This window comes from Streptomyces sp. NBC_01591, from assembly GCF_035918155.1.
In the GTDB taxonomy this organism is placed as follows: domain Bacteria; phylum Actinomycetota; class Actinomycetes; order Streptomycetales; family Streptomycetaceae; genus Streptomyces.
Genome location: NZ_CP109327.1, coordinates 8,649,272 through 8,669,491 on the forward strand (window position 1 = coordinate 8,649,272; position 20,220 = coordinate 8,669,491).

Consider the following 20,220-nt stretch of genomic DNA (forward strand, 5'->3'; position numbering starts at 1 on the left):
GCCCGCCCCGGCGGGCCGGCCGCACCTTGAGAGGCACGGTGGCCCGCCGGGACACGGCAGGGGTCGGGGCCTTCTTTGTCAGGCTCACGATCCGGCCTGCAGCAGGGGCTCGATGGCGGTACAGACGGCACGGGTGACCTTGTGCGTATCGGCCTTCGGCTTCCATGCCGCGTCGAGGGCCGCCCGCGTCTTCTCGTTCAGCTCGGCGTACCCGCTATGGCCGGGGCGCACCGTACCGGACTTAAGCGAATCGATGATGCTCTCTTGGAGCTGGTCCTTGCTGAGCAGCGGGTTGGTTCTGGCAAGGGTCTCGGCCGTCAGCAGTGAGGCGCGCGGCGGCGGGAAGAACTGGGCAAGTTCGGCGGTGTTCTTCTTGTCGGTGGCGAAGAGGAAGAACTGTTTGGCCAGTTCCTGGTTCTTGGCCTTGGCGAAGACGGCCAGGCCGGCCTGCCCGATCACCTGGTGAGCTCCGGCCGGTCCGGACGGCAGCGGTACGACGCCCCACTTCCACGAGACGTCGGCGAGCGGGCCGGCCTTGCTGACCTGGGTAATGATCATGCCGCTTTCGCCGGAGAAGAAGTCTGCCTGCTCTCCGGGCCCCGGCGTACTCCGGTCGGTGAAGGCCATCTTCCGGAAGAAGTCAATCGCGTCGACCATCTTCCCGTCGGAGAACCCGCAGTCGTTGTCGGACGTCCACGGTGCCGCCCCGTACGCGCTCATGATCGGATAGAGCCGGTCCCAGTGCTTGTAGTCGAAATCGTGGACGAGCAGGCCGAACCGTGCAGTCTTGGCATCGGTGACCTTCCTGGCCGCGGCGGCGAGCGCGTCCCATGTCCAGGCGTCTTCGGAGGCGAGCTTGGCCGGATCGTCCGCGTCGGCCTTGGCCAGGGCGTCGGCGTTGTAGAAGACCGCGAGGGGCGAGCTGGAGAACGGGTACGCGTAGAGCGATTTGCCGCGCCGCCACTGGCTGAGCAGCGCCGGCTCCAAGTCGTTGTATCCGTAGCCGCTCTCCGCCTTCATGGCCGGAGCCATGTCGACGAGCGTGTCGGCCTCGATGAAGTCGGCCGCGTTCGTTTCCAGAATCCAGCCCAGGTCGGGCGGGTTGCCCGAGGCGAGCTGAGTGGTCAGCGCGGTGGTGTAGTCCATGGGGTTGAGCGATTCGAACTTGATGCTCTTCACCTTCGGGTTACTGGCTTTGAAGGCGTCCGCGATGCTGTTCAGCAGCGCCAGATGCTCCTTCACCGCCGTCCACACGGCGATGCGCAGGTTGCCGTCGTCGGCTCCCGACCGACCGCCGCCGTTGCCGCAGCCGGCGGTGAGGGCAGCGGTCGCGGCTGCGGCCGCGGTCGCCGCGAGGACGGAGCGTCTCGATGGGTTCATTGCTGTACTCCTTGCGATGATTGGCTAGTAACCCGCTATTCGCGGCCACTGCAGCTCGACCCCGTCGCCGGTGAGACGGTCCTGGAAGTCGGCCAGGAGGCCGGGCGTGTTTCTGACGGCGCGCGGGGAGACCCGGCGCTCCAGGCAGAAGGCGGCCAGTGCACCGGCCGCCTCGCCGACGTTCCACTCGACGGGGTGCAGGCGGTAGCACCCATTGGTGATGTGTGTCGTGCCGATGTTCTTGGAGGCGGGGAGCAGGTTTTCCACCCGCTGTGGGAGCAGCGCACCCAGCGGGATCCGGAACGGGCAGCACGCCACATCGAGGTAGTTGTCGCCGCCGGTGGTGGGGTGCAGGTCAATGCGGTACATGCCGATGCCCACCGTGTCGGGATACTCCACGGCACCCTTGTCGCCCCGTAACGCGATGGACAGGTCCTGTTCGACGACCGTGTATTCGGCGCGGATACGCCGTGACTCGCGGATATACGGTGCCTGTGCCAGACCGTCGGCCGAGCCAGTGATATCGCCGCGCAGCCGCAGACCGGGGAAGCCGGTGCCGCCGTCGGGCCGTGGAGCCTCGGTCTGCAGCCAGTACAGGTACGCGAAGGACAGTTCGCGAGCGGCCGCGAGGTGCTGCGCGGCATCAGGTACGTCGTAGACTGGACCTGCCAGGTAATCGATCATCGGCCAGTTGACCAGCGTGATGTCGCTACTGTACGCGCCGTCGGTGAAGTTGCGCCGTGCCGCGATACGCCGGAACGTCCACAGGTTGCTGTCGCCGGCGCTGAGCCGCTGGTCCGCGACGACGGCCAGCGGGTCGTCGTCGGGATTCGGGGTGAAGCTGCGCTCGACGATCTCCTTGGTCCGTGGGTGAGGCGCGCTCAGGGAGAGCATCGGGCCGCCCCAGAAGTCCGGCTGGTAGGTGCGCCAGAAGTCGTATCGGACCGGTTTGTCGATCGTGTGATCGCCGTCCACATGGTCCAGCGCGAAGCAGACCGAGGCGGCTTGCATGTTCAAGGGCTGCGCCGTGCCCGGGGCGCTCGGCTCACCGGTCTCGGACTGCGCCTCGAAGCCGGTGACGTACTCGGTACCGGTGAGAGGTAGCAGCTCGCCGGTCTCCGTCGCGTCGAGAATGTACGGTGCGGCGATGGTGATCTCGTCGCCATCTCCGCAGTGCCCCACCGTCACGGCACAGACCCGGTCGCCGTCGGTCTCGGCGGACACCGGTCGGTACGGCTGCAGCACGCGCAACCGCCCGCTGCCCCGGTACGGCGCGAGCATTGCCTCGATGACCGCCACTGCCACCTGCGGCTCGTGGCAGAGCCGACTGACGTGTCCGGCCCCCGGGTTGAGGTGGCGCCAGGCCCGGGACCGCTCGGTCAGCGGGTAGTGCTGGCGGTAGTAGTCGCGGATTCCGTCCCGCAGTGCCCGGTAGCCGGCGGTCACACCGAACTGCTCCACCCAGCTGGGCTCGTCCGGTGGGACGGCCTGGCTCGTCAGCTGGCCACCCAGCCAGTCGTACTCCTCGGTGAGCACTACCCGCCGGCCGGCGCGCAGGGCGGCCAATGCCGCTGCCACTCCGCCGAGCCCTCCGCCGATGACGAGGATCTCCGTTTCCATCCACGTTCCTTTCACTGTGCGGGTGCGGGCGCCAGGGTGGCGCCGGTGACGAGTTCGCAGGGCAGCAGTAGCTGCGGGGTGTCCGCGGTGCCTTGGAGGAGGTCGGTCAGCAGCGCGATGGACTGTCGGCCCATCTCCTCTCTCGGGATCTTGAATCCGGTGAAGTCCACATCGGCAGGTACGGGCGTGGTCGGATCGCCGAGAGTCAGGACCGACAGGTCCTCCGGTACGGCCAGGCCGCGCCGACGCGCGGAAGCGACCAGATCCGCAGCGGTGGCGAAGTCTTCGACCAGGACTACCGTTGCGCGTGAGGCCAGCAACGCCGACAGCAACTCGTCGGGTTCGCGTCCGGGAGACAGCTCGTCGAGCGCGATGAGGACGCCGGGCCCCGGTGCCGCCTGGGTGGCCTGCAGAAAGCCTTTCCGACGGTCTGCGGAGGACTCCACGTCGGTGGGGAGTCCGAGGTATGCCACGCGACGGTGGCCGCGGGTCACCGCCAGCTCGACGAGGCGGCTGACGGCCGTCGCGTAATCGGCGCCCACGTGAGGCACCGGGCCTCCGGCGTCATCGCGCCGGCCAACTGCCACGAAGGGGTATCCGTCGGCGACCATCCGCCTCAGGTCGTCGCGGTCGAGCGACCGGCCGAGCAGCAGGCAGCCGTCCGCCAGCCGGAGCCGATTGTCGCCCTCGAAGACACGCCGCCGACCGCCCGTCACTGATGTGCTGGTGAGCAACAGCAGGTCGCAGCCGACCTGTTCGGCCGCGCCCTCGATACCGACCAGGAACGGGTGGTAGAAGTCGCTGGTGGCGCTGGGGAAGACCGCCTCATAGGTGAAGACGCCCAGTATGCGGTTGCGTTTGTCAGCCAGCCGTCGTGCCACTGGATCGGGCACGTACCCGGATTCCCGGATCACCTTCAACACGCGCTCGCGGGTCTCCTCGGGAATCCGGATATCCGCGTCGGCCCGACCGTTGAGCACCAGCGACACGGTCGGCTGACTCACCCCGGCCAGCTTGGCAATGTCCCGCTGCGTGATCCGCCGCGCAGGGCGACCAATTGTCACTTGAGCCTCCGCTAATACGAATTATCTCGCCTCGGGATCAGTGTGAACCCTGTGTTTCAAACACGTCAAGACTTGGGGGCGCTGATAATGCGAATTAGTAAGTCGGGCGTCAACAGCTTCCGTTGGCAGCAGCTGAGCCGGGGGCGGGCCAGAGCGCCGGAGTGTTCCGTGGATGTCTGATTCGTTCCCGGGATGTCGTGGAGGGCGAGGGTGATTTCGCGGGTGAGGGATCCACGCCCCGGTGGTGAAGAGGCGCTTGAGCGCGTCGTAGCGGCTGATGCCCCACTTGGTCACAACCGGAACGGAACCCGTGGACACTCTGGTCAGACCAGCGGATGACCCCTGCCCGCACCCGGCCAACGGCACCGAACGCCGCCCTGCACAGCCTCAGGAAACCACTTCAAACCGGACCGGTAAATCGAGGCTCAGGCGACCGGGAAGCCAGACGGTGTTCACCGCGTCGGGCAGGGCTGAGGTTCCCGGTCCGCGCTGTGCTCGGCGTGCAGATGCGAGATCCAGATCGCGTCCAGCTCATCCAGTTGGACGTGCCGTTGAAGCTGAGCCAGCGTCCCGCTGCCCGCGTCCATCCACACCCGTGTGTCGCCGCTGGACACCAGGTGGCCGGAGCAAGGGATTGTCCACGCTCGGACAAGGCGTCGCACACCCCGGGACGGTGAGACGGAGAAGCTCGGTGGTCATCCGGGGAGAACGCTTGATCCACAGGTGTTGACGACCTTGATACTGCACCGGCGACTGGTCCGCGACTACGAGGGCCGCCCGGCCCCCTCGGAGTCGCGATGAAGCTCTTGTCCTGCGGGTTCCGCTCGACGATCTCGATGCCGATCCCGTGTCTGTGGCCGTGGGCTTCGCCTCGGTCTTCGCCGGACGGTCGCCGGCGCGCGGGCAGGCGTCAGTCGGTGACGAGGTCGTCCGGGGCGGACCGGGCGAGTTCGGCCAGTGTGGCCAGCGCCTGGGAGAGAACGTCGGTCTGCGGGGAGGCAAGCCCCAGCCGGATCGCGTTGGGGGCCTGGTTATTGCCGACGGTGAACGCGGCGGCCGGCACCACTCCGATGCCGTGCCGGGCAGCGGCGGCGACGAAGGTGTCCGCGCGCCACGGGCGGGGCAGTTGCCACCAGCAGTGGTACGAGCGCGGGTCGCTCCGTACAGCGAAGCCGCCGAGGTGCCGGGCCGCGATCTCCTGTCGTACGGCGGCTTCCCGCTGCTTGGCCTGTACGAGCGCCTTCACGGTGCCGTCCTGCTGCCAGTGGTAGGCCGCCTCCAGTGCGAAGCGCATGGGGGTCCAGCCCCCCGAGCGCAGCGACGTGGCGATCTCGCCCACCAGGAAGCCGGGCGCCACCACGAACCCGAGGGTCAGGCCAGGGGCTATGCGCTTGGACAGGCTGTCGACGAGGACGGTCTGCTGGGGGGCCAGAGAGGCGAGCGGCGGCACTTCGTCGTCGGTCGGCGGCGGGGTCGAGGAGGACGACGCGACCATCGAGGCGGCCCTGCACCGCGAGGTATTCGAGGAGCTGGGCGGCAAGCTGCAACGTGCCGAGCTCGTCCACCTGATCACCGACGAGCTGGAGGGCGGCACCGGGGTTCAACACGGTCGCGGCGAGGCTGAGTTCGAGCCATGCGGCGTTGACCAGGAAGTGGCGGGATGGGAAGCGTCCGAAGCCGGTGGTCTTGCCGCACCGGATGTGGTCCTCGACGGTGGCATGCCCGCGGTGGCGGACTTCCAGGAACTGGGCGGAGCCGGCGCCGGCGAGCGGGGTGTCGGTGAGGAAGACCTGGTGCCGCAGGCCCTCGTCCTGGTCGAACAAGGAGAGCTGGGCTCCGGGGTGCGGGCGCTCGCGGCGCACGATGATGCGGGTGCCGTCCGGGTAGCCGGCAATGTCGACCGTGCCGGTCAGCTCGGCGACCGAGGCGCCGGCACGCAGTGTTCCGTCCTGGTCCAGGGCGGGGTGCCAGACCTGTTCGGGCAGGGCCCGGATCGCGCGGCGGACCGGTTCGGTGACCGCGTATCCGACCGAGAAGAAGGTGCGGATTCCTCGTATCCGCATGTCTCGGACGTGGGCGAGGAAGGCTTTCGCCGATCCGGCGCTGTCGGTGCGGACGAGGATGTCGGTGCCGTGCCGGTGGGTGTCGGGGATCTGCGCGAGAGCGTCGTCCAGCACCGCGATGTGATCGGCGGCGGTGTTGGCTCCGGCGTTGCCGGGCCGCAGCCGCCCGGACATGCCCTCGCCGGTGTTGGCCAGGAAACACACCAGAGGGTGGAATCCGAAGCCGCCTTTGTAGGTGGGTGCGGCTTGGTCCTTCTCGGAGTGGCAGGTCACCAGCGTGGCGTCGAGGTCCAGGACCAGGCCGGGCAGTTCCCGTCCGCCGGCTTTTGCCGCCGGTATTCCGCAGCGGGTCTCGGCGGCCTGCAGCCAGGCCACTTCCCGTGCCTGGGCGCGGGCCGCTCGCAGCCGAGCGAGTCCGGTCTCGTCGATGTCGGCGAGCAGCCGCCAGGCCGTCGGTGTCGAGGCGACCGGGCCGAACACCTTGCCCTGGTCCCGCAACACGGCCAGATCCGTGATGGATTCCCCGCCATCAGCCAGCATCACCGCGAGGTCGGTGGCGATCCGGCCCGGGTCGTGGCCAGTGCCGCGTGGCCGAAGTGGTCCCAACGCGGTGGAGTACGCGCTGGTCAGTTCGGTGGCATCGGCAAGATCAGCCAGCAACCGTGCCCCGGCGTGACCAACCACCCCGGCACCGTCAGCAGAGACATGGAGCTTGGGACGCGAACCGATACCCTGCACGCAGAAAGTGCCTTCCGCCTGGACCGACAGAACCCCTTGGCTCTGTTGATGACGAGGAACAGCGATTCGATTCTCGGGCAGTTCGGGAGGCGCGTACGCACTCCAGAGGGCCCGAATGTCGACGAGTCCGGACGGCACACTCCTGGATCCGCGTGACCTAATTCCCGTCTGCGCGTCCCCGCACCGAGGCAAGCTGAGGTCAAAGATGCTGGCTACGGGATCAGGTGGCCGGGTGGACCGACTCCGTTGCCGGCGCGGAGGTCTCCGTGGGCACTGCCTCCCGTACTCGTCGATACCGGGATCGGGACACCGAAGGCGCCTCCCAAACCCATCGAGAAGCGCCTTCACTGCTGCTCGATAAAGCCACGCCGGTCTTTTGACCGGGGTTCGCTTCCTGAGTCAGGCCGTCTTCGTCCAGGTCGATGTCTCAGCTCAGGCGGTAGCCGAGGAGGGCGAGGCCCGCGGCGGCGGCGCGGTGCTGGTAGGCGCGCAGTCCGGGGGCGCCGGGGGTGCGGGTTTGCGGGCGTTGCGGTGCCAGTGACCGGTGAGTGCGGTGAGGAACGCGGTGGTGGCGTCGGGGTTGGTGGCGGTGGCGGGGTGGTCGCAAAGCAGGCGGGCGATGTCTGCGGGTGCGTGTCCGGCGAGGACGAGTTGCGGGGCGAGAGATGCGGCGTCGATGCAGGCCGGGCCGGTGGTGGCGTGTGCCCAGTCCACGAAGGTCACGCCGAGGTGGCGGTCGCGGACCATGTTGTCGGCCCGCAGGTCTCCGTGGACGATGCGGTTGCCGCGGGCAAGGGCGGGCCAGGCGGCTTCCAGTTCGGCGAGCTGGGGCAGGCGGTCACGGGCGGCGGGGGCGAGGTCTGCGGGCGGATCGCGGAGGAGTTCGTCCCAGCCGTGCAGGCCGGCCGCTGTCGAGGGTGTGGTGCTGACCGCCTTGGCGTACGGTGCCGGGGCGGGGCTGGAGGTGAGCTTGTCCAGGAGCGCCCATGTCTGCCCGGCGTCGCCTGAGGCGGGGGAGAGGTCGGGGTGCGGGCCGTCGAGGTGGGCGATGACGACGGCGGTCCAGTTGGCGGCGTGGTGGATGCCCAGCAGTTTTGGGGCCGGGGCGCCGGGAGGCAGCGCGTCCAGGACGGCGGCTTCGTGGACGTTGGCGGCGGTGAGCGGGTCGTCGTCGGGAGCTGCCTTGACGAAGGCCCGTCGCCCGTCGGCCAGACGGAGGGCGGCGGCCAGTTGGTGGCCGAAGCCGCCGCCGGGGGTGACGGTGTCGGTGACGGGTGCGCCGAGGGCGTCTTCGAGGCGGGCGCGCAGCGCCGTGGGGACGTCGGTCCATTGCAGACGGCCGCTGGTGGGCGGTACAGGCATCGGGGCAGCTTTCAGAGGTCCAGGGGACGGGTGACGGGGTGATGGGGGTGCGCGCCGAGCCGGACCGGGAGTCGGGGCTGAGGGGCGGGGTCCGCTCTCTCAGTGCTCCAGCTCGGCGCCGGGCGCTCGTCGCCGCATCACGCGCATTCGCCTGTGTCCTCTGAGCTTGATCTTTAAGGCTGCTGGTCGGCCCCGTCGCGTCTAGGCATTATCCGTTTTGCGCTGTTTCTTGCCGACTGGGTGGCGGGGTGCGGGTGTGGAGGTGCGGCCCTTGGGGCGGCCTGGGCCGGGGCGGGAGGCTTTTGGCGCGCGGGCTGGAGTGCCCACGGTCCGTCGGATGCGGGGATAGCCCCGTCGGACTCGGCCCGGGGTGAGCTGATCCGGTGTCAGGGGTTTCTCCCAGGGCCGCCGGAGGTCCTCGGCCAGAGGCCGGATGAGACGGAGTTGCGCGTAGGCGGCGAGGATCAGCCACACCCACCGGTCGGCCTGTTCGGGGGTGCGCAAGCGGGGTCGGGTCAGGCCGAGCGTCTGCTTGAAGAAGCGGAAAGTGTGCTCGATGTCGAACCTTCGAAGGAAGATCCGCCAGAGGCGGTCGACGTCGTGCGCGGTGGCGTCGGGGTCGCTGTGCCACAGCCATAGCGGCTTGGGGTCGCGATTGCCGGGCAGGTGCTCGACCGCCAGATGGACCAACGTTCCCTCGACGATGGGGAGTTCGCCTTCGTGGTCAGCCCAGGAGCCGCGCCGGTCCAGCCTGGGGTGCAGGCGGCCCCAGCAGCGGGCGAGGACTTGACCGAAGCGGTCGTGGACGCCGGCCGACTCCTGGACCGGCGCGGGATAGGTCGCGGCGTGGGCCAGGCGGAACTCCGCTCCATGCCGGGGCGGGCGCCCGGGGTTCGTCCCGCGGCGCTTGCCGGCTGGGGCGCGCATCACCCGGTCGGCGCGGATGCGTCCCAGTAGCCGCACCGGCTCCTCGCGCAGCAGCCAGGTCAGACGAACCAGGTCGTAGCCGGAGTCCAGGACGAACAGCACCGGCAAGTCCCCCGGGCGCCACTGCCCGGCCCGCTCCAGGCGGGCGACAAGGTCGCGGATCTGGGCGGCGGTGACCTCGGTGGGATCGTCCTCGGGCCCCAACCGCACCGCGTCCAGCGGCCCGGTCCACGAGGAGCGGCCCCCACCCAGGGCCGCCGCGACCTGGTAGGGCCAGCCCGGGATGGTCTGACGCACCCCGTCGCACCGGCACGGACGGTGGCAGTGCAGCCGCTCGGGCGAGCACTCGGCATCCGGACGCGGCCACGGCGTGACATCCAACGCGATCGACAGCTGCCCGTCCGTCCCGCGCGGCAGCCGCAGACCGGCCAGCGCCATCCGAAGCCGGGACACGTTGATGTGTCCCTGGGTCAGCGCGTCGTACATCGCTCCGTGCCCGCGCCGATGCACCCCCGACAGCGAGAGTTCCGGCAGGGACGTCACCGGCCCGTCTGCGCACAGCACCGCATCCATGAGCTCGAACAGAGCATCCGCCCGCAACGTCAGGCACTCGTACAGCTCACGGCGAAACCGGGACAACCTGGCCAGGGCCTCGACGCGCACGGCGCCGTCTTGCAGACTGTCCATCACGGCCTTTGGTTGATCAACGTGTCTCTTGGCGGAAACATATGATCAAGCAGAGGCCGCTCAGCTGTCAGGCGAACGACAAACCCCACCAAGAAATGATCTTGGTGGGGTTTAAAGCCAAGCTGAGTGCAGAAGTGCAATAAGGGGCGCCCGTGGGGGCGCCCCTTCACTGTAGTGCGGCGGGTGGGTCACGCGCTGTCGGTTGGGGGCAGGTGGTTGAGCAGGGACGGCCCGATGCTGGCGGGTTCGGGCAGGAGGTGATCGGCCCCGGCGGCGTGCAGGGCGGCGGGAGGGTGCCAGCCCCAGACCGCTCCGAGTGCGACGACGCCGGCGGCGCGGGCCGCGGTCATGTCGGTGGGGCTGTCCCCTACGAACACCGCGCGTTCCGGTGGGATGTCGAGCCGGCTCAGGGCGAGATGCAGTCCGTCGGGAGCCGGTTTGGGCGGCGCGTCCTGCCGTGTGACGACGACCTCCAGCAGTTTGGTCAGGGCTGGTGGCAGCAGCCACCGCAGCCGGTCGGGGTCCTGGACCGTGACGACGCCGACGGCCGTGCCCTGCGCGCGCAGGGCCAGCAGCCCGGCGAGAATCCCGGGGAACGGTTCGACGGGGAGGGTTGACGCCGCGCCGTCCCACCACCGGTCGCAGGCGTCGTCGGGATCGGCGACGTCCAGGAGTGCCAGGACCTCGCAGCGGGGGCGGCGCAGGGCAGCAGGCGGAAGGTCATCCGGCATCACCCGGCGGCCGAGAGCACAGGTGGCGACCGCCGCGAGGGTGGAGCGCACTGCGGCGGCACTGTCCAGCAGCACTCCGTCCAGGTCGAACAGCGCCGCTTGGCGGGGCCCGGTCACCGGGCACCGTCCGGATCTTGGACCAGGGCGCGCAGGACGATGTGGTGGTCGGCGAGCAGGGTGGCGGCGCCCGCGTCGCGGTCCAGGACGCACAGGGCCGTGCCGACCCGCGCGCCGCCCATCCGCAGCAGGCGGGCACTGCGCAGGAGACTTGTGCCGCTGCGGGCGGTGTCGTCCAGCAGGACCGTTTGCCGGCCGCTCAGCTCGGCGCCCTCGATCTGCTGCCACGTGCCGTGTTCCTTGGGAGAGGGGCGAAGGAAGGCGGCGGGCAGACCGGTGTGCAGGGACACCGCCGTGACCAGCGGGATGCCGGCCAGCGCGGGACCCGCCAGGACCTCGGTGCCAGCGGGCAGCAGGCTGGCGAGCGCGGCTGCGGTCTCCGCCAGCAGCTCCGGGTCACCGGCCAGCCGGTACGGGTCGAAGTAGGTGTCCAGGGTGCCGCCTTCCGGCAGCCGGTAGGGGCCGGGCCGGTAGGCGACGCCCGCGATCTTCTCCGCGAAGGTGACGGCGGGCAACGTCATCGCTTGCACCGCCCGGCATCGAGGGCCTTGAGATCCGCTTCGAGCGCCGCGGCGTCGGGCAGTTCCCGCAGGAAGCCCAGCGGCCGGATGGGGCTCTCGGTCAGCCATCCCCCGGCCCGCAGGAACGCACCCAGACGGCACGCGGTGGGCCCGAGCAGCCGCACGGGAAGGGAACGGATCGTGGTGGCGTAGTACAGGGCGGCGGTGAGTTCGTGCAGCGTGCCGACCCCTCCGCCCATCGCGACGACCAGGTCGGCGTCGTCGAGATAGGCATGCAGCCGGGCGCCGATGGTCGGGGCGTACACGGTGGCGGTGACGTGGGGGTTGAGCGCTCCCCAGTCGGGGCGGCCGGCCAGCGTGATCGCGGTGACCGGTACTCCGTGGGGTGCGGCGCCGCGCGCGGCGGCCTCCATCAGTCCGTTGTAGCCGCCGTGCCGCAGGGCGTACCCGGCGCGGGCCAGTGCGGCGCCGGCAGCCTCCGCCAGCGGTTCCTCGCCGTCCGGCGGTACGACTCCGGCGAACAGGGCCGCGGTGAGGTCGGTGCTGTTCATACGAGTCCTTCCTCGTGCTGCTGGTAGGAGCGGTATGCGGAGATCTCGTCGGTCAGCGAGCCGGCGGCGTGCGGGGCGATCCGCTGCGCAAGGCGCACGATGCGGTCCAGTGCTTCATCGGCCTGCGCCACGGTGGGGACCGGCGGACTGGTCAGCGCCTGCGTCAGCTGGGCCAGACACTCCCGGCCGGTGGCGGTGCGGCCGACTTCGTCGGGCAGGTGGTACCAGCCGTGATGCCGGGAGTGCGGCACCAGCGCGGTGCGGATCACGTCCCGGCAGGTGGCGTTCAGGTCGTGCAGGAGGCCGTAGGCGATGTAGTGCTGGCCCCTGGCCAGGCGTTTGCGGAGCATCGCGTGCAGGACCATCGCCTGGACGAGGAGACTGCCGCAGTCCGCGGGTGCCTGTGCCGCGCGGGCGAGTTCCTGCGCCGTGCGCTGCCGGGTGCCGGCATCGGCGAGGCTGTCGGCGCCGGGGCCCTGCCACAGCAGGCGGGGGCCGATCCTGCGGCGCAGCGCCCCGACCGTGCTGGTCGGGCACAGGTACAGGTCGAGCTGGAGCAGGTGGCCGTCGTGCGGCAGCAGGTAGACGAACCCGGCGCCGCCGAGATCGCCGACGATGGTGTCCCGCCATCCGGGCAGCAGCGTGCCGAAGGTGGTGGACATCAGCGCGTCCAGGCTGTTCATCAGGTCGGGCAGTCGGCTGTCGTGGACGGCGACGACCAGGTCGACGTCGGAGAGCCGGTCCGCGGTGCCGGTGGCCAGCGAGCCGCGGACCAGGAGGTGGGTCACGGCCGTGGTGGCGGACAGGGCCTGGACCAGGTCGCCCAGGACGGCGAGTTGCGCCGGCCGGTGGGCGTGCGCGAGTTCCTCGATCGCGGGCAGCTCGCGCGGCGGGGATGCCGAGGTGGACATCAGTGTCCTGCCTTTCGGATGAAGAGGATCGGGGCTGGGGTCAGGGGCGGTCGAGCAGGTGCGCCTTCGCCTGGCGCCACCGGTGCGCATCGCTGTCCGCGCCGCGGCCCGTGTGGAGTTCGGCGATCAGGTCGTAGGCCCCGCCCTCCGGCAGGGCGTAGCTGTAGAAAGCGCGCAGCAGGGTCTGTTCCGCCGCGTCGGTGAAGCCGAGTTCGGCAAGCTGCCCGGCCCCGGACAGCAGTGCGGCCCGGTTCGCCCCGGTCATCTCCGGCAGGTCCGCCGCGTCCCCGTCACGCAGGCAGGGGCGGGCGGCCAGGGCCTGGTAGGCGTCGTTGGCGTACACGTCGGCGATCAGGTGGAGCCGGTCCGGGCCGGTCGTGTTGCATACGCCGTGTGCCTGCGAGGGCGTCAGCCGCCACAATGCGCCGGCTGCCATGTGGACCCTGGTCCCTGCGGTGACCAGAACTGCCGAAGGATTGGTGACGAGCGGGATGTGCAGACGGTGCCTGCCCATGTCTCGCAGTTCCGCGTAGTCGCGGTGCTCCCACAGGTAGGAGTGCGGTTCCAGGCGGGCCAGGCGCACGTACATGAAGTCCAGTCCCAGCCCGTCGAGGAACCGCGTGGTGGCGGGCATGGCCTCCAGTAAGGAGGTGGGCCGGGGGCGGCCGTCGCCGATCACGACGTCGTGGGGGTCACCGGAGTGGTTCAGCAGCGACGTGGTCCACCAGCCGCCCGACTGGTACTCGCCGTACGCGACGACGCCGCGGGCGGGCGCTGCCAGCGCCTCGGCCCGCATCTGCTCGACCGTCAGCTCGTCCAGGTCGGCCAGCCGGGCGACCTGGGCAAGGACGTCCGCCCGCCCGGGGCCGGCCTGCGCCACCGGGGTGGCTGCGGGGAGTATGGTCACCATCGGAATCCTCCTGACATCTTGTCGGACGCTGCCCTGCAGGGCAGCCGTGCAAGGACACCGCAGGCACGAACCGCCTCACAGACCGCTGGCGTTGCCGCCCGTTGCAGGCCGTTGCCGTTCACCTCCGGCGGCCTTCCCCCGCCCGCCGGAAGCCGGGAAACTGGTGGCGCCCGCGCCCGCGAAAAGGGATGGCCGTGACCACTGACGCCGCCGAACGCCACCCGCTTGCCTACCTCCTGGCCGTACGCGGCCAGAAGGCGCAGGCGTACCTGCTCCGGGTCGCCGAGCAGCACCAGCGCATGGGATACGGGCAGATGGCGTACCGCCGGGAGAAGGCATCCCGCTGGATCAGGGGGGACTACGCGCCCAACTACCGCACCCAGCTCGCCATGGCCGCGCTCGAAGGCATCCCGCCCGAGGCGATCCACGCCCACGGCTGGCCGGGCTGGCTCCTGTTGGCCCTGCCGGACCACACCCTCTTCACCCTCCCGTGGACGACCACGGGGGTGGTGCAGGCACTGGAGATCACAGGAGGTCCGGTGGACCGCAGGAAGTTTCTGATCACCACATCCGTCACCCTGGGCACCACCGTGGCGCAATGGTCCGCCGCCGCCCCCGCAGGAGCGGCCCCCACCACGGGCTGCCGGATCGGTGACGACGTCCCCGACCTCTTCGAACGCCGCCTTGAGGGCCTGCGCCGGCTCGACGACACCGTCGGCTCCGGCGACGTCTACGACGCGGCCCGCGCCGAACTCCGCCTGATCACCGCCACCCTCAAGAACGCCTCCTTCGGCGAAGGCGTCGAGCGCCGCCTGTTCGCCGCGGCGGCCGAAGCCTCCCGCTCCGCGGGCTGGACGGCCTACGACAGCGGGAAGACCGCCGCCGCCGAACGCCACTACGTCACCGCCCTGCGCGCCGCCGCCAGCGCCGACGACCCCGTGGTCGGAGCGAACACTCTCGCCTTCTGGGCCATCCAGCACTACTCCACCGGCAATCCCCGCGGCGCGGTCGACCTCATCGAGGCCGCCCTGTCAAAAGCACCAAGGACCGGCTCGCCCCGCCTGACCTCCATGCTCCACGCCCGCGCCTGCCGGGCCCACGCCCATGCCGGCGATGCCCGGGCCGCCGACCGGGCCGCCAACGCCGCCCTGGACGCCTACGAGCACGCCGGACCCATCGAGGACGATCTCTCCTGCGTCTACTGGTACAACCTCGGCGAGACCCACCAGCTCATCGGCAGCTCCGCCCTCAACCTGGGCAACCCCAAACGGGCCCTCGCCCACTTCCTGGAAGCCTCCACCGTCCACACCAACCAGGAGGCATACAACGGCGACGCCTTCCCCCGCGGCCACGCCATCTACCTCGCCCGGCTCGCCGAGGCCCATCTCGGTCTCGGCGATGTCGATGCCGCCGTGGCCACCGCCCACGACGCCGTCGACCGGATGGGAGGCATCACCTCCGCCCGCAGCACCCACACCCTGGAAGACCTGCGCAGCAAACTCGCCCGCCGCCGCGGGATACCCGCCGTCGCCGAATTCCTGGACTACACCAACACCGAGTGATCGCCCAACGGCCGGCCGCCAGGCACCCCTCCGGCCATGCTCAACCGTTCTCAAAGGCCATGCGGGGTTGTCCGATTGCGGGAGCGGCTGTCTACAACAACCTCGAATGCCCAGTGGTCTTCGGCGCCCGACGGCGGCAGGCTGCCGGGCGTGGCGAGCATCGGAGCGATCCGCGGCAACCTCATGACCATCCCGCTTCGCGCCTGCTCAGGACGCGCTGCGCTTCTTCGTGGTGGTCTTCTTCGCCGTGCGCTTCTTCGTGGCTGTGGTCTTCTTCGCGGTGGTCTTCCTGGCCGGGGCGGCCTTCTTCTTGGCCGCGGTCTTCTTGCGGGGCTGCATCGTGTGCACAGTGGCGTCCTGGCCGCCGTGCTCGCCGCGCGATTCCTTGGCTGCCTTGACTGAGGCGTTCAGGGCCGCCATAAGGTCGACGACCTTCCCGGATTCCCGTTCCTCGCCCTCGGCCGGCTCCGGGAGCTCCGTGCCTTCCGCCTTCGCCTCGATCAGTTCCTCCAGGGCGTCGCGGTACTCGTCCCGGAAGCCGGAGATGTCGTCGAGGGCCATGGTGTCGGTGAGCTGGACGGCCCGCTCGATCTCGTCGTCGTCCAGGTCGACGTCCTTCGGCTTGAGGGACTCGGGGCTGCGGATCTCGTCGGGCCATCGCATCGCGTGCAGCACGATCGCGTCCTCGCGCACCCGGAGCAGCCCGAGCCTTTCGCGGTTGTGCCACGCGAATTTGGCGACGGCGACCTTGTCGGACCGCTCCAGCGCCTTGCGGAGCAACGTGTAGGGCTTGGCTGCGACTTGTCCGTCGATCGCGAGGTAGTAGCTGTCGCTGATCCGGATCGGGTCGATGCTGTCGGCATCGACGAACGCCACAATCTCGATCGCCTTCGCGGTCGGCAGCGGCATCTCGTCGAGCTCTTCATCGGTGACCGCGACGAGTTGGTCCTTGGCGACCTCGTAGCCCTTGCCGATCTCCTCCTGCGGCACGACCTCGTCCTCGATCTCACAGACCTTGCGGGTTCGGACCCGGCCCATGTCCTCCAGATGGACCTGGTGGAAATGAACCGAGCGGTCTTCGGTCGCGCTGACGACCTTGATCGGGATGGTAACCAGGCCAAAAGAAATGGCTCCGGTCCACAAGGGCCGCGGCATACGTACCTCCAGAACCCCCTGATCGCACTGCGCCGGGAAACGGTCGGAGCACCGGGGAAAGGCAGGAGTCGGGGGCGCGACCGGCCGCCAATACGATCCTTGCCTGAGGCGGACGTGATCGCATACGGAGCGGCCGGCTGCCTGGATCGGGTAGCCACCCGTGGCCGCCGGCAGCTGAGGCAGATGCCGGGTACGCCCAGCGGAACGGTACGAGTAGCGATGACAACCGGGCTTGGTCAGTCCGGCGGCCACGACTTCAGCACGCGCCCGTCGGCCGCTTCGTCGGCGAGGGTGACCCGGGCACCGTTTACGCTGCCGCGCTCGCCGATCCATCGCAGGTACTTCCGTTCGGCGGTTGGTAGGTCGGGCCACCAGCCGCGCATGATGGTCCGGGCTCCGATCGCCAGGGTCAGTCGATAGCGATCCATGATCGCTACACCCCGTCAGCGGCAGTCGTCAGGGTGACGCCCGCCGTTCGGGCCGCCTCCCGCAGCACGGCGAGCGGCTCCGCGAGGGGCGCCTGCGGGCCGCCGCGCGGGGTGGTGGCGACGAGGCAGGGAACGCAGCGGTCCACCCAGCGCCGGCCGTGCTCGGGCACTTCGACGACCCCGGCCACGGTCGACGGCCGGCCACAGCGCACGCATGGATGCCTGCCATGGAGACGCTGGATGCCTGCGCTCCCGCACGGCGTCCATGGCGGGGCGGGATCCAGGTCCGACGGGTCGATGGCGAGGGATCGCAGCAGGTCAGCGTTGATCATGCTGTCCTCCTCGTCCGCTCAGTCCCACGGCGTAGAGTAGAACACATATACGATTTGCCGCCCGATCTGCCGCGTCTCCGCACCCTAGAAGTTACGTGGAATCAGCCGGGGTGATCATGTCCCTCGGTGCCCACGGACCGAGGGAAAGCGTGAGGATGACCCCGATAGAGAAGTGGCCGGTCTTTCGCCGTGGCTTCGTTCACTTTCAGCAGCAGCGTTTGTCCGGCACTTTGGTGTCCTGTCTCAACCAAGCCAGTCGATCCCGAGTTGCTGACCAGTGCGGACAAACTTCGTTGAGACGGGCGCCTTGGAACGGAGCCGCTCTCTCAAGGACGCCGACCTGCAGCGACTGGATTCGATGAGACGGATCGGCGGACAACTCGGTTCGTCGAGACAGGACATTTGGTGTCCTTTGTCATCCAACCGAGTCGTTTGACATCGAACCCAGTCGTTCCGACTTCTCTAACAGGGGTATGTACGGTCGACGGTGGATCTTGAACGCGCCAGTCGAGCACGCCCCCTTCCTGCGCATGCCCCGTCTTGCCAGCGCAACGGCCAGCCCTCGTTGGTGCGCTGGGCAACGACTGCCCGTTCGCCGAGCTCTACGAGCGCCGGGTCACGTCTGCCTTCGCAGGCATCGGCCACAACTGGGTCGCGGCGGTGCCGGATGTCGGCGACGCCAATGGGGTCCACTTTCCACGGGTCGGCGAGGAAGCGTACGCGGCTGGTCTGATCCGCCGCCGCACCATCCGCTCCGCCGTGTGCGAGCTGATGGACGCGCTTCCCTTTGTCGACTTCGCCGCAGCCGGCCCTGGACGCAGGGCAAAGGGCAGCTCGGAGGGGGTACGGCCGTGCCTCACCCGGCCGGTGACGCCGTCGCGACACCGCACGACGAGCCCGGGCGAGGGAGGGGAGCTACGCGGTGACTGCGTCCGTGGCCGTGGTGTCGTCGTCGAAGGTCATCTCCGGTGCGGGCCGGCGGAAGCCCTTGGTCAGGACGGCCAGGTAGACGACGCCGATCGCCAGCCAGACGCCGCCGATCTGGAGTGCGACGTCACCGAGCTTCGTGAGCAGGTAGAGGGAAACGCCGGCGCCGATGGCCGGCATCACCAGGAACGAGAAGAGGTTGGGGGTGCGGCCGTGTCTGCGCTCGCGGACCAGGTGGGCGATCACACAGACGTTCACCAGGGCGAAGCCGAGGAAGGCGCCGAAGTTGATGAACGAGGTGGCTGTGGTCAGGTCGAGTTTCATGGCGATGACACCGGCGGCCGCGGTCAGCAGCAGGTTCAAGACGGGCGTGCCGGTCTTCTTCGACAGGTTGCCGAAGACGGCCTTGGGCAGTGCGCCGTCGCGTCCCATGACGTACATGAGGCGGGCGGCGGAGGCTTGCAGGGCGATACAGGAGGCGATGGATCCGGCGATGGTGACGAAGTTGATGATCTCGGCGTACGTTTTGCCGCCGACCTGCACCTTCAGGTGGTAGGCGGCCGCGTCGACGTCGGCGAACTTCGCGCCGGGGTGGACCAGTTGCATCACGAAGGACAGCACGATGAAGATCGCTCCGGCGGCGATGACGCAGCCGATGATGCCGCGGCCGATCGTCCTCGCCCCGCCCCTGGCCTCCTCACCGAGCGTGGAGACGGCGTCGAAGCCGAGGAAGGAGTACGCGGCGATGGCTGCGGCCGCCGTGACCGCGCCGATCGACGTGCCGGAGTTCCACACGGCGTCCGTGGCAGGGGCGGACGAGCCGTGCTTGCCGAGGAAGACGACACACAGGGTGGCGAAGAGGACCAGCGACCCCAGAGCGATGAACATCAGGACCTTGTTGACGCGGTCCGCGAGCTTCATGCCGAAGACGTTGATGGCGGTGGTGATGCCTACCGAGACGATCAGCCAGACCCACTTGGGTATGTCAGGGAACTGGGCGTTGAAGTAGATCGCCGTGATCAGCCAGCCGACCATCGGGATGAAGAAGTAGTCGAGCAGCATCGCCCAGCCGGACAGGAAACCGATGCGGCTGTCGAGCATCTTGCGGGCGTAGGTGTAGACCGATCCCGCGCCGGGCACGGCGCGCGCCATCTTCGCGTAACTCAGCCCGGTGAGCAGCATCGCGAGGGTGGCGATGGCGAACGCGGTCGGGGCCGCGCCGCCGCTGGTGGCGGCGACCACGCCGAAGATCGTGACGACGATGCCGGGGGAGATGTAGGCCAGGCCGAACAGGACGACGGAGAGGAGGCTCAGGTCGCCCTTCAGTCTCATGGTGTTTCCTGTGGTCTCGCTGTTCATCGTGGCGGCTCCTCGGTGGTGTGGGCGGGGTTCCAGGTGGCGGGGTCGATGCGGCCCCCGTACAGCGGGAGTTCGAGGGCTGGGTCGCCGGGGCGGAACTGGTCCCAGATCCGGTTGAGACCGGCGGTGCCGTAGCGGCGGACGTTGCTGACCTCGTCGAGGTCGATCACGTCGGTGAGGGTGGAGTCTCCGGCATCGACGGTTTCGGCGCGCACCGTGCCCTGTGGATCGATGACGAGGCTGCGGCCGATCCCGGATGGGGCGGCGGAGTTGACGCTGGCAACGAAGACCTGATTGGTGATGGCGTTGGCGCGGCTGAGGACGACTTCCTGCGCGCGGTCGCTCGTCGACGTGCGGACCACGTTGACGATCAGCTCGGCGCCCATCCAGGCCAGATGGCGGGAGATCTCCGGGAACCAGGTGTCGTAGCAGATGGACAGTCCGATGCGGCCGACCCCGGCGAGGTCGACGACCTCGAACCGGTTGCCGGGTGTGGTCGTCTCGTACGGGCGCCACGGGCAGATCTTGCGGTACGCGGCGAGGCGCTCACCTCGTGGTGAATAGACCGGTGTCGTGTTGTGGACGCGGTCGCCGGTGCCTCGCTCGTAGACGCTGCCGGGTACCAGCCAGATGCCCAGATCCCCCGCGAGCTCGGCGAAGGCCGCATCGCGTTTGCCGTCGAGCGGCTCGGCGGCCTTCTCCGGGGCGGCCGGGACGCCGGGGGCGCTCTCGCCTAGGTGCAGTTCGGGGTAGACGACGAGGGCGCCGGGTGCGCGCAGTTTCACGCGCCGCTCCACGTCGGCGGCAAAGCCTGCGAGGTCGTCGGCCGGGCGGCCGGGCGCCTGGGCGAGGATCAGGGGCAGGGGGCGGGCCAT

The 20,220-nt window shown here is 69.6% G+C and carries 16 protein-coding genes and 4 pseudogenes; 2 read left to right on the forward strand and 18 right to left on the reverse strand.

The genetic code is table 11. The features are described 5' to 3' along the window. Nucleotides 1-84: 84 nt before the first annotated feature. The 5 genes and pseudogenes from OG978_RS40035 to OG978_RS40055 form a co-directional block, all read right to left on the reverse strand. Nucleotides 85-1,380 (reverse strand): extracellular solute-binding protein, encoded by a 1,296-nt coding sequence (locus OG978_RS40035; RefSeq protein WP_326763343.1) that lies wholly within the window; start codon nt 1,378-1,380, stop codon nt 85-87. A gap of 24 nt (nt 1,381-1,404) precedes the next feature. After that, complete coding sequence (locus OG978_RS40040) at nt 1,405-3,000, reverse strand: FAD-dependent oxidoreductase (RefSeq protein ID WP_326763342.1); 1,596 nt, start codon at nt 2,998-3,000, stop codon at nt 1,405-1,407. Nucleotides 3,001-3,011: 11 nt separating this feature from the next. Further along, nucleotides 3,012-4,064, reverse strand: a complete 1,053-nt coding sequence (locus OG978_RS40045; RefSeq protein ID WP_326763341.1) for a LacI family DNA-binding transcriptional regulator — start codon at nt 4,062-4,064, stop codon at nt 3,012-3,014. A gap of 482 nt (nt 4,065-4,546) precedes the next feature. Next, nucleotides 4,547-4,763 (reverse strand): annotated as a pseudogene (locus OG978_RS40050) (MBL fold metallo-hydrolase); the annotation flags it as partial. A 211-nt stretch (nt 4,764-4,974) separates the two neighbouring features. Next, a pseudogene (locus tag OG978_RS40055) lies at nt 4,975-5,520 on the reverse strand (PLP-dependent aminotransferase family protein); the annotation flags it as partial. 1 nt (nt 5,521) lies between these two features. On the opposite strand from OG978_RS40055, the pseudogene OG978_RS40060 reads away from it, so the two are divergent. Continuing rightward, nucleotides 5,522-5,671, forward strand: a pseudogene (locus OG978_RS40060) (NUDIX domain-containing protein); the annotation flags it as partial. Here the strand turns inward: OG978_RS40060 and OG978_RS40065 are convergent. The 8 genes and pseudogenes from OG978_RS40065 to OG978_RS40100 all read right to left on the reverse strand — a co-directional run. Beyond that, nucleotides 5,639-6,895: pseudogene (locus OG978_RS40065) on the reverse strand (IS1380 family transposase); the annotation flags it as partial. The pseudogenes OG978_RS40060 and OG978_RS40065 sit on opposite strands and share 33 nt — an antisense overlap. A 402-nt stretch (nt 6,896-7,297) precedes the next feature. Continuing rightward, nucleotides 7,298-8,227, reverse strand: coding sequence for a phosphotransferase family protein (locus OG978_RS40070; RefSeq protein ID WP_326763340.1), 930 nt, complete (start codon nt 8,225-8,227; stop codon nt 7,298-7,300). Between the two features lie 201 nt (nt 8,228-8,428). Next, complete coding sequence (locus OG978_RS40075) at nt 8,429-9,841, reverse strand: NF041680 family putative transposase (RefSeq protein ID WP_326763339.1); 1,413 nt, start codon at nt 9,839-9,841, stop codon at nt 8,429-8,431. Nucleotides 9,842-10,029: 188 nt separating this feature from the next. Next, nucleotides 10,030-10,689 (reverse strand): HAD family hydrolase, encoded by a 660-nt coding sequence (locus tag OG978_RS40080; RefSeq protein ID WP_326763338.1) that lies wholly within the window; start codon nt 10,687-10,689, stop codon nt 10,030-10,032. Continuing rightward, nucleotides 10,686-11,210, reverse strand: a complete 525-nt coding sequence (locus OG978_RS40085; RefSeq protein WP_326763337.1) for an orotate phosphoribosyltransferase — start codon at nt 11,208-11,210, stop codon at nt 10,686-10,688. Before OG978_RS40085 ends, OG978_RS40080 begins: the two co-directional genes overlap by 4 nt. Next, complete coding sequence (locus OG978_RS40090) at nt 11,207-11,761, reverse strand: LOG family protein (RefSeq protein ID WP_326763336.1); 555 nt, start codon at nt 11,759-11,761, stop codon at nt 11,207-11,209. Before OG978_RS40090 ends, OG978_RS40085 begins: the two co-directional genes overlap by 4 nt. Then, nucleotides 11,758-12,672, reverse strand: coding sequence for a nucleotidyltransferase domain-containing protein (locus OG978_RS40095; RefSeq protein WP_326763335.1), 915 nt, complete (start codon nt 12,670-12,672; stop codon nt 11,758-11,760). Before OG978_RS40095 ends, OG978_RS40090 begins: the two co-directional genes overlap by 4 nt. 40 nt (nt 12,673-12,712) lie before the next feature. After that, entirely contained in the window at nt 12,713-13,582 is an 870-nt protein-coding gene (locus tag OG978_RS40100) for an aspartyl/asparaginyl beta-hydroxylase domain-containing protein (protein ID WP_326763334.1), read from the reverse strand. A 194-nt stretch (nt 13,583-13,776) separates the two neighbouring features. Between OG978_RS40100 and OG978_RS40105 the strand changes: the two genes are divergently transcribed. Then, nucleotides 13,777-15,144 carry a transcriptional regulator gene (locus tag OG978_RS40105; RefSeq protein WP_326763333.1) on the forward strand — a complete coding sequence of 456 codons (1,368 nt, stop codon included), beginning with the start codon at nt 13,777-13,779 and terminating at the stop codon, nt 15,142-15,144. Nucleotides 15,145-15,351: 207 nt separating this feature from the next. Here OG978_RS40105 and ku read toward each other — a convergent pair whose 3' ends face one another. The 5 genes from ku to OG978_RS40130 form a co-directional block, all read right to left on the reverse strand. Next, nucleotides 15,352-16,299 (reverse strand): non-homologous end joining protein Ku, encoded by a 948-nt coding sequence (ku, locus tag OG978_RS40110; RefSeq protein WP_326763332.1) that lies wholly within the window; start codon nt 16,297-16,299, stop codon nt 15,352-15,354. 236 nt (nt 16,300-16,535) lie between these two features. Continuing rightward, nucleotides 16,536-16,727 (reverse strand): hypothetical protein, encoded by a 192-nt coding sequence (locus tag OG978_RS40115; protein WP_326763331.1) that lies wholly within the window; start codon nt 16,725-16,727, stop codon nt 16,536-16,538. 5 nt (nt 16,728-16,732) lie between these two features. Continuing rightward, complete coding sequence (locus OG978_RS40120) at nt 16,733-17,059, reverse strand: hypothetical protein (protein ID WP_326763330.1); 327 nt, start codon at nt 17,057-17,059, stop codon at nt 16,733-16,735. A gap of 915 nt (nt 17,060-17,974) precedes the next feature. Next, nucleotides 17,975-19,345 carry an APC family permease gene (locus OG978_RS40125; protein ID WP_326763329.1) on the reverse strand — a complete coding sequence of 457 codons (1,371 nt, stop codon included), beginning with the start codon at nt 19,343-19,345 and terminating at the stop codon, nt 17,975-17,977. Beyond that, nucleotides 19,342-20,220 (reverse strand): carbon-nitrogen hydrolase family protein, encoded by an 879-nt coding sequence (locus tag OG978_RS40130; RefSeq protein WP_326763328.1) that lies wholly within the window; start codon nt 20,218-20,220, stop codon nt 19,342-19,344. Before OG978_RS40130 ends, OG978_RS40125 begins: the two co-directional genes overlap by 4 nt.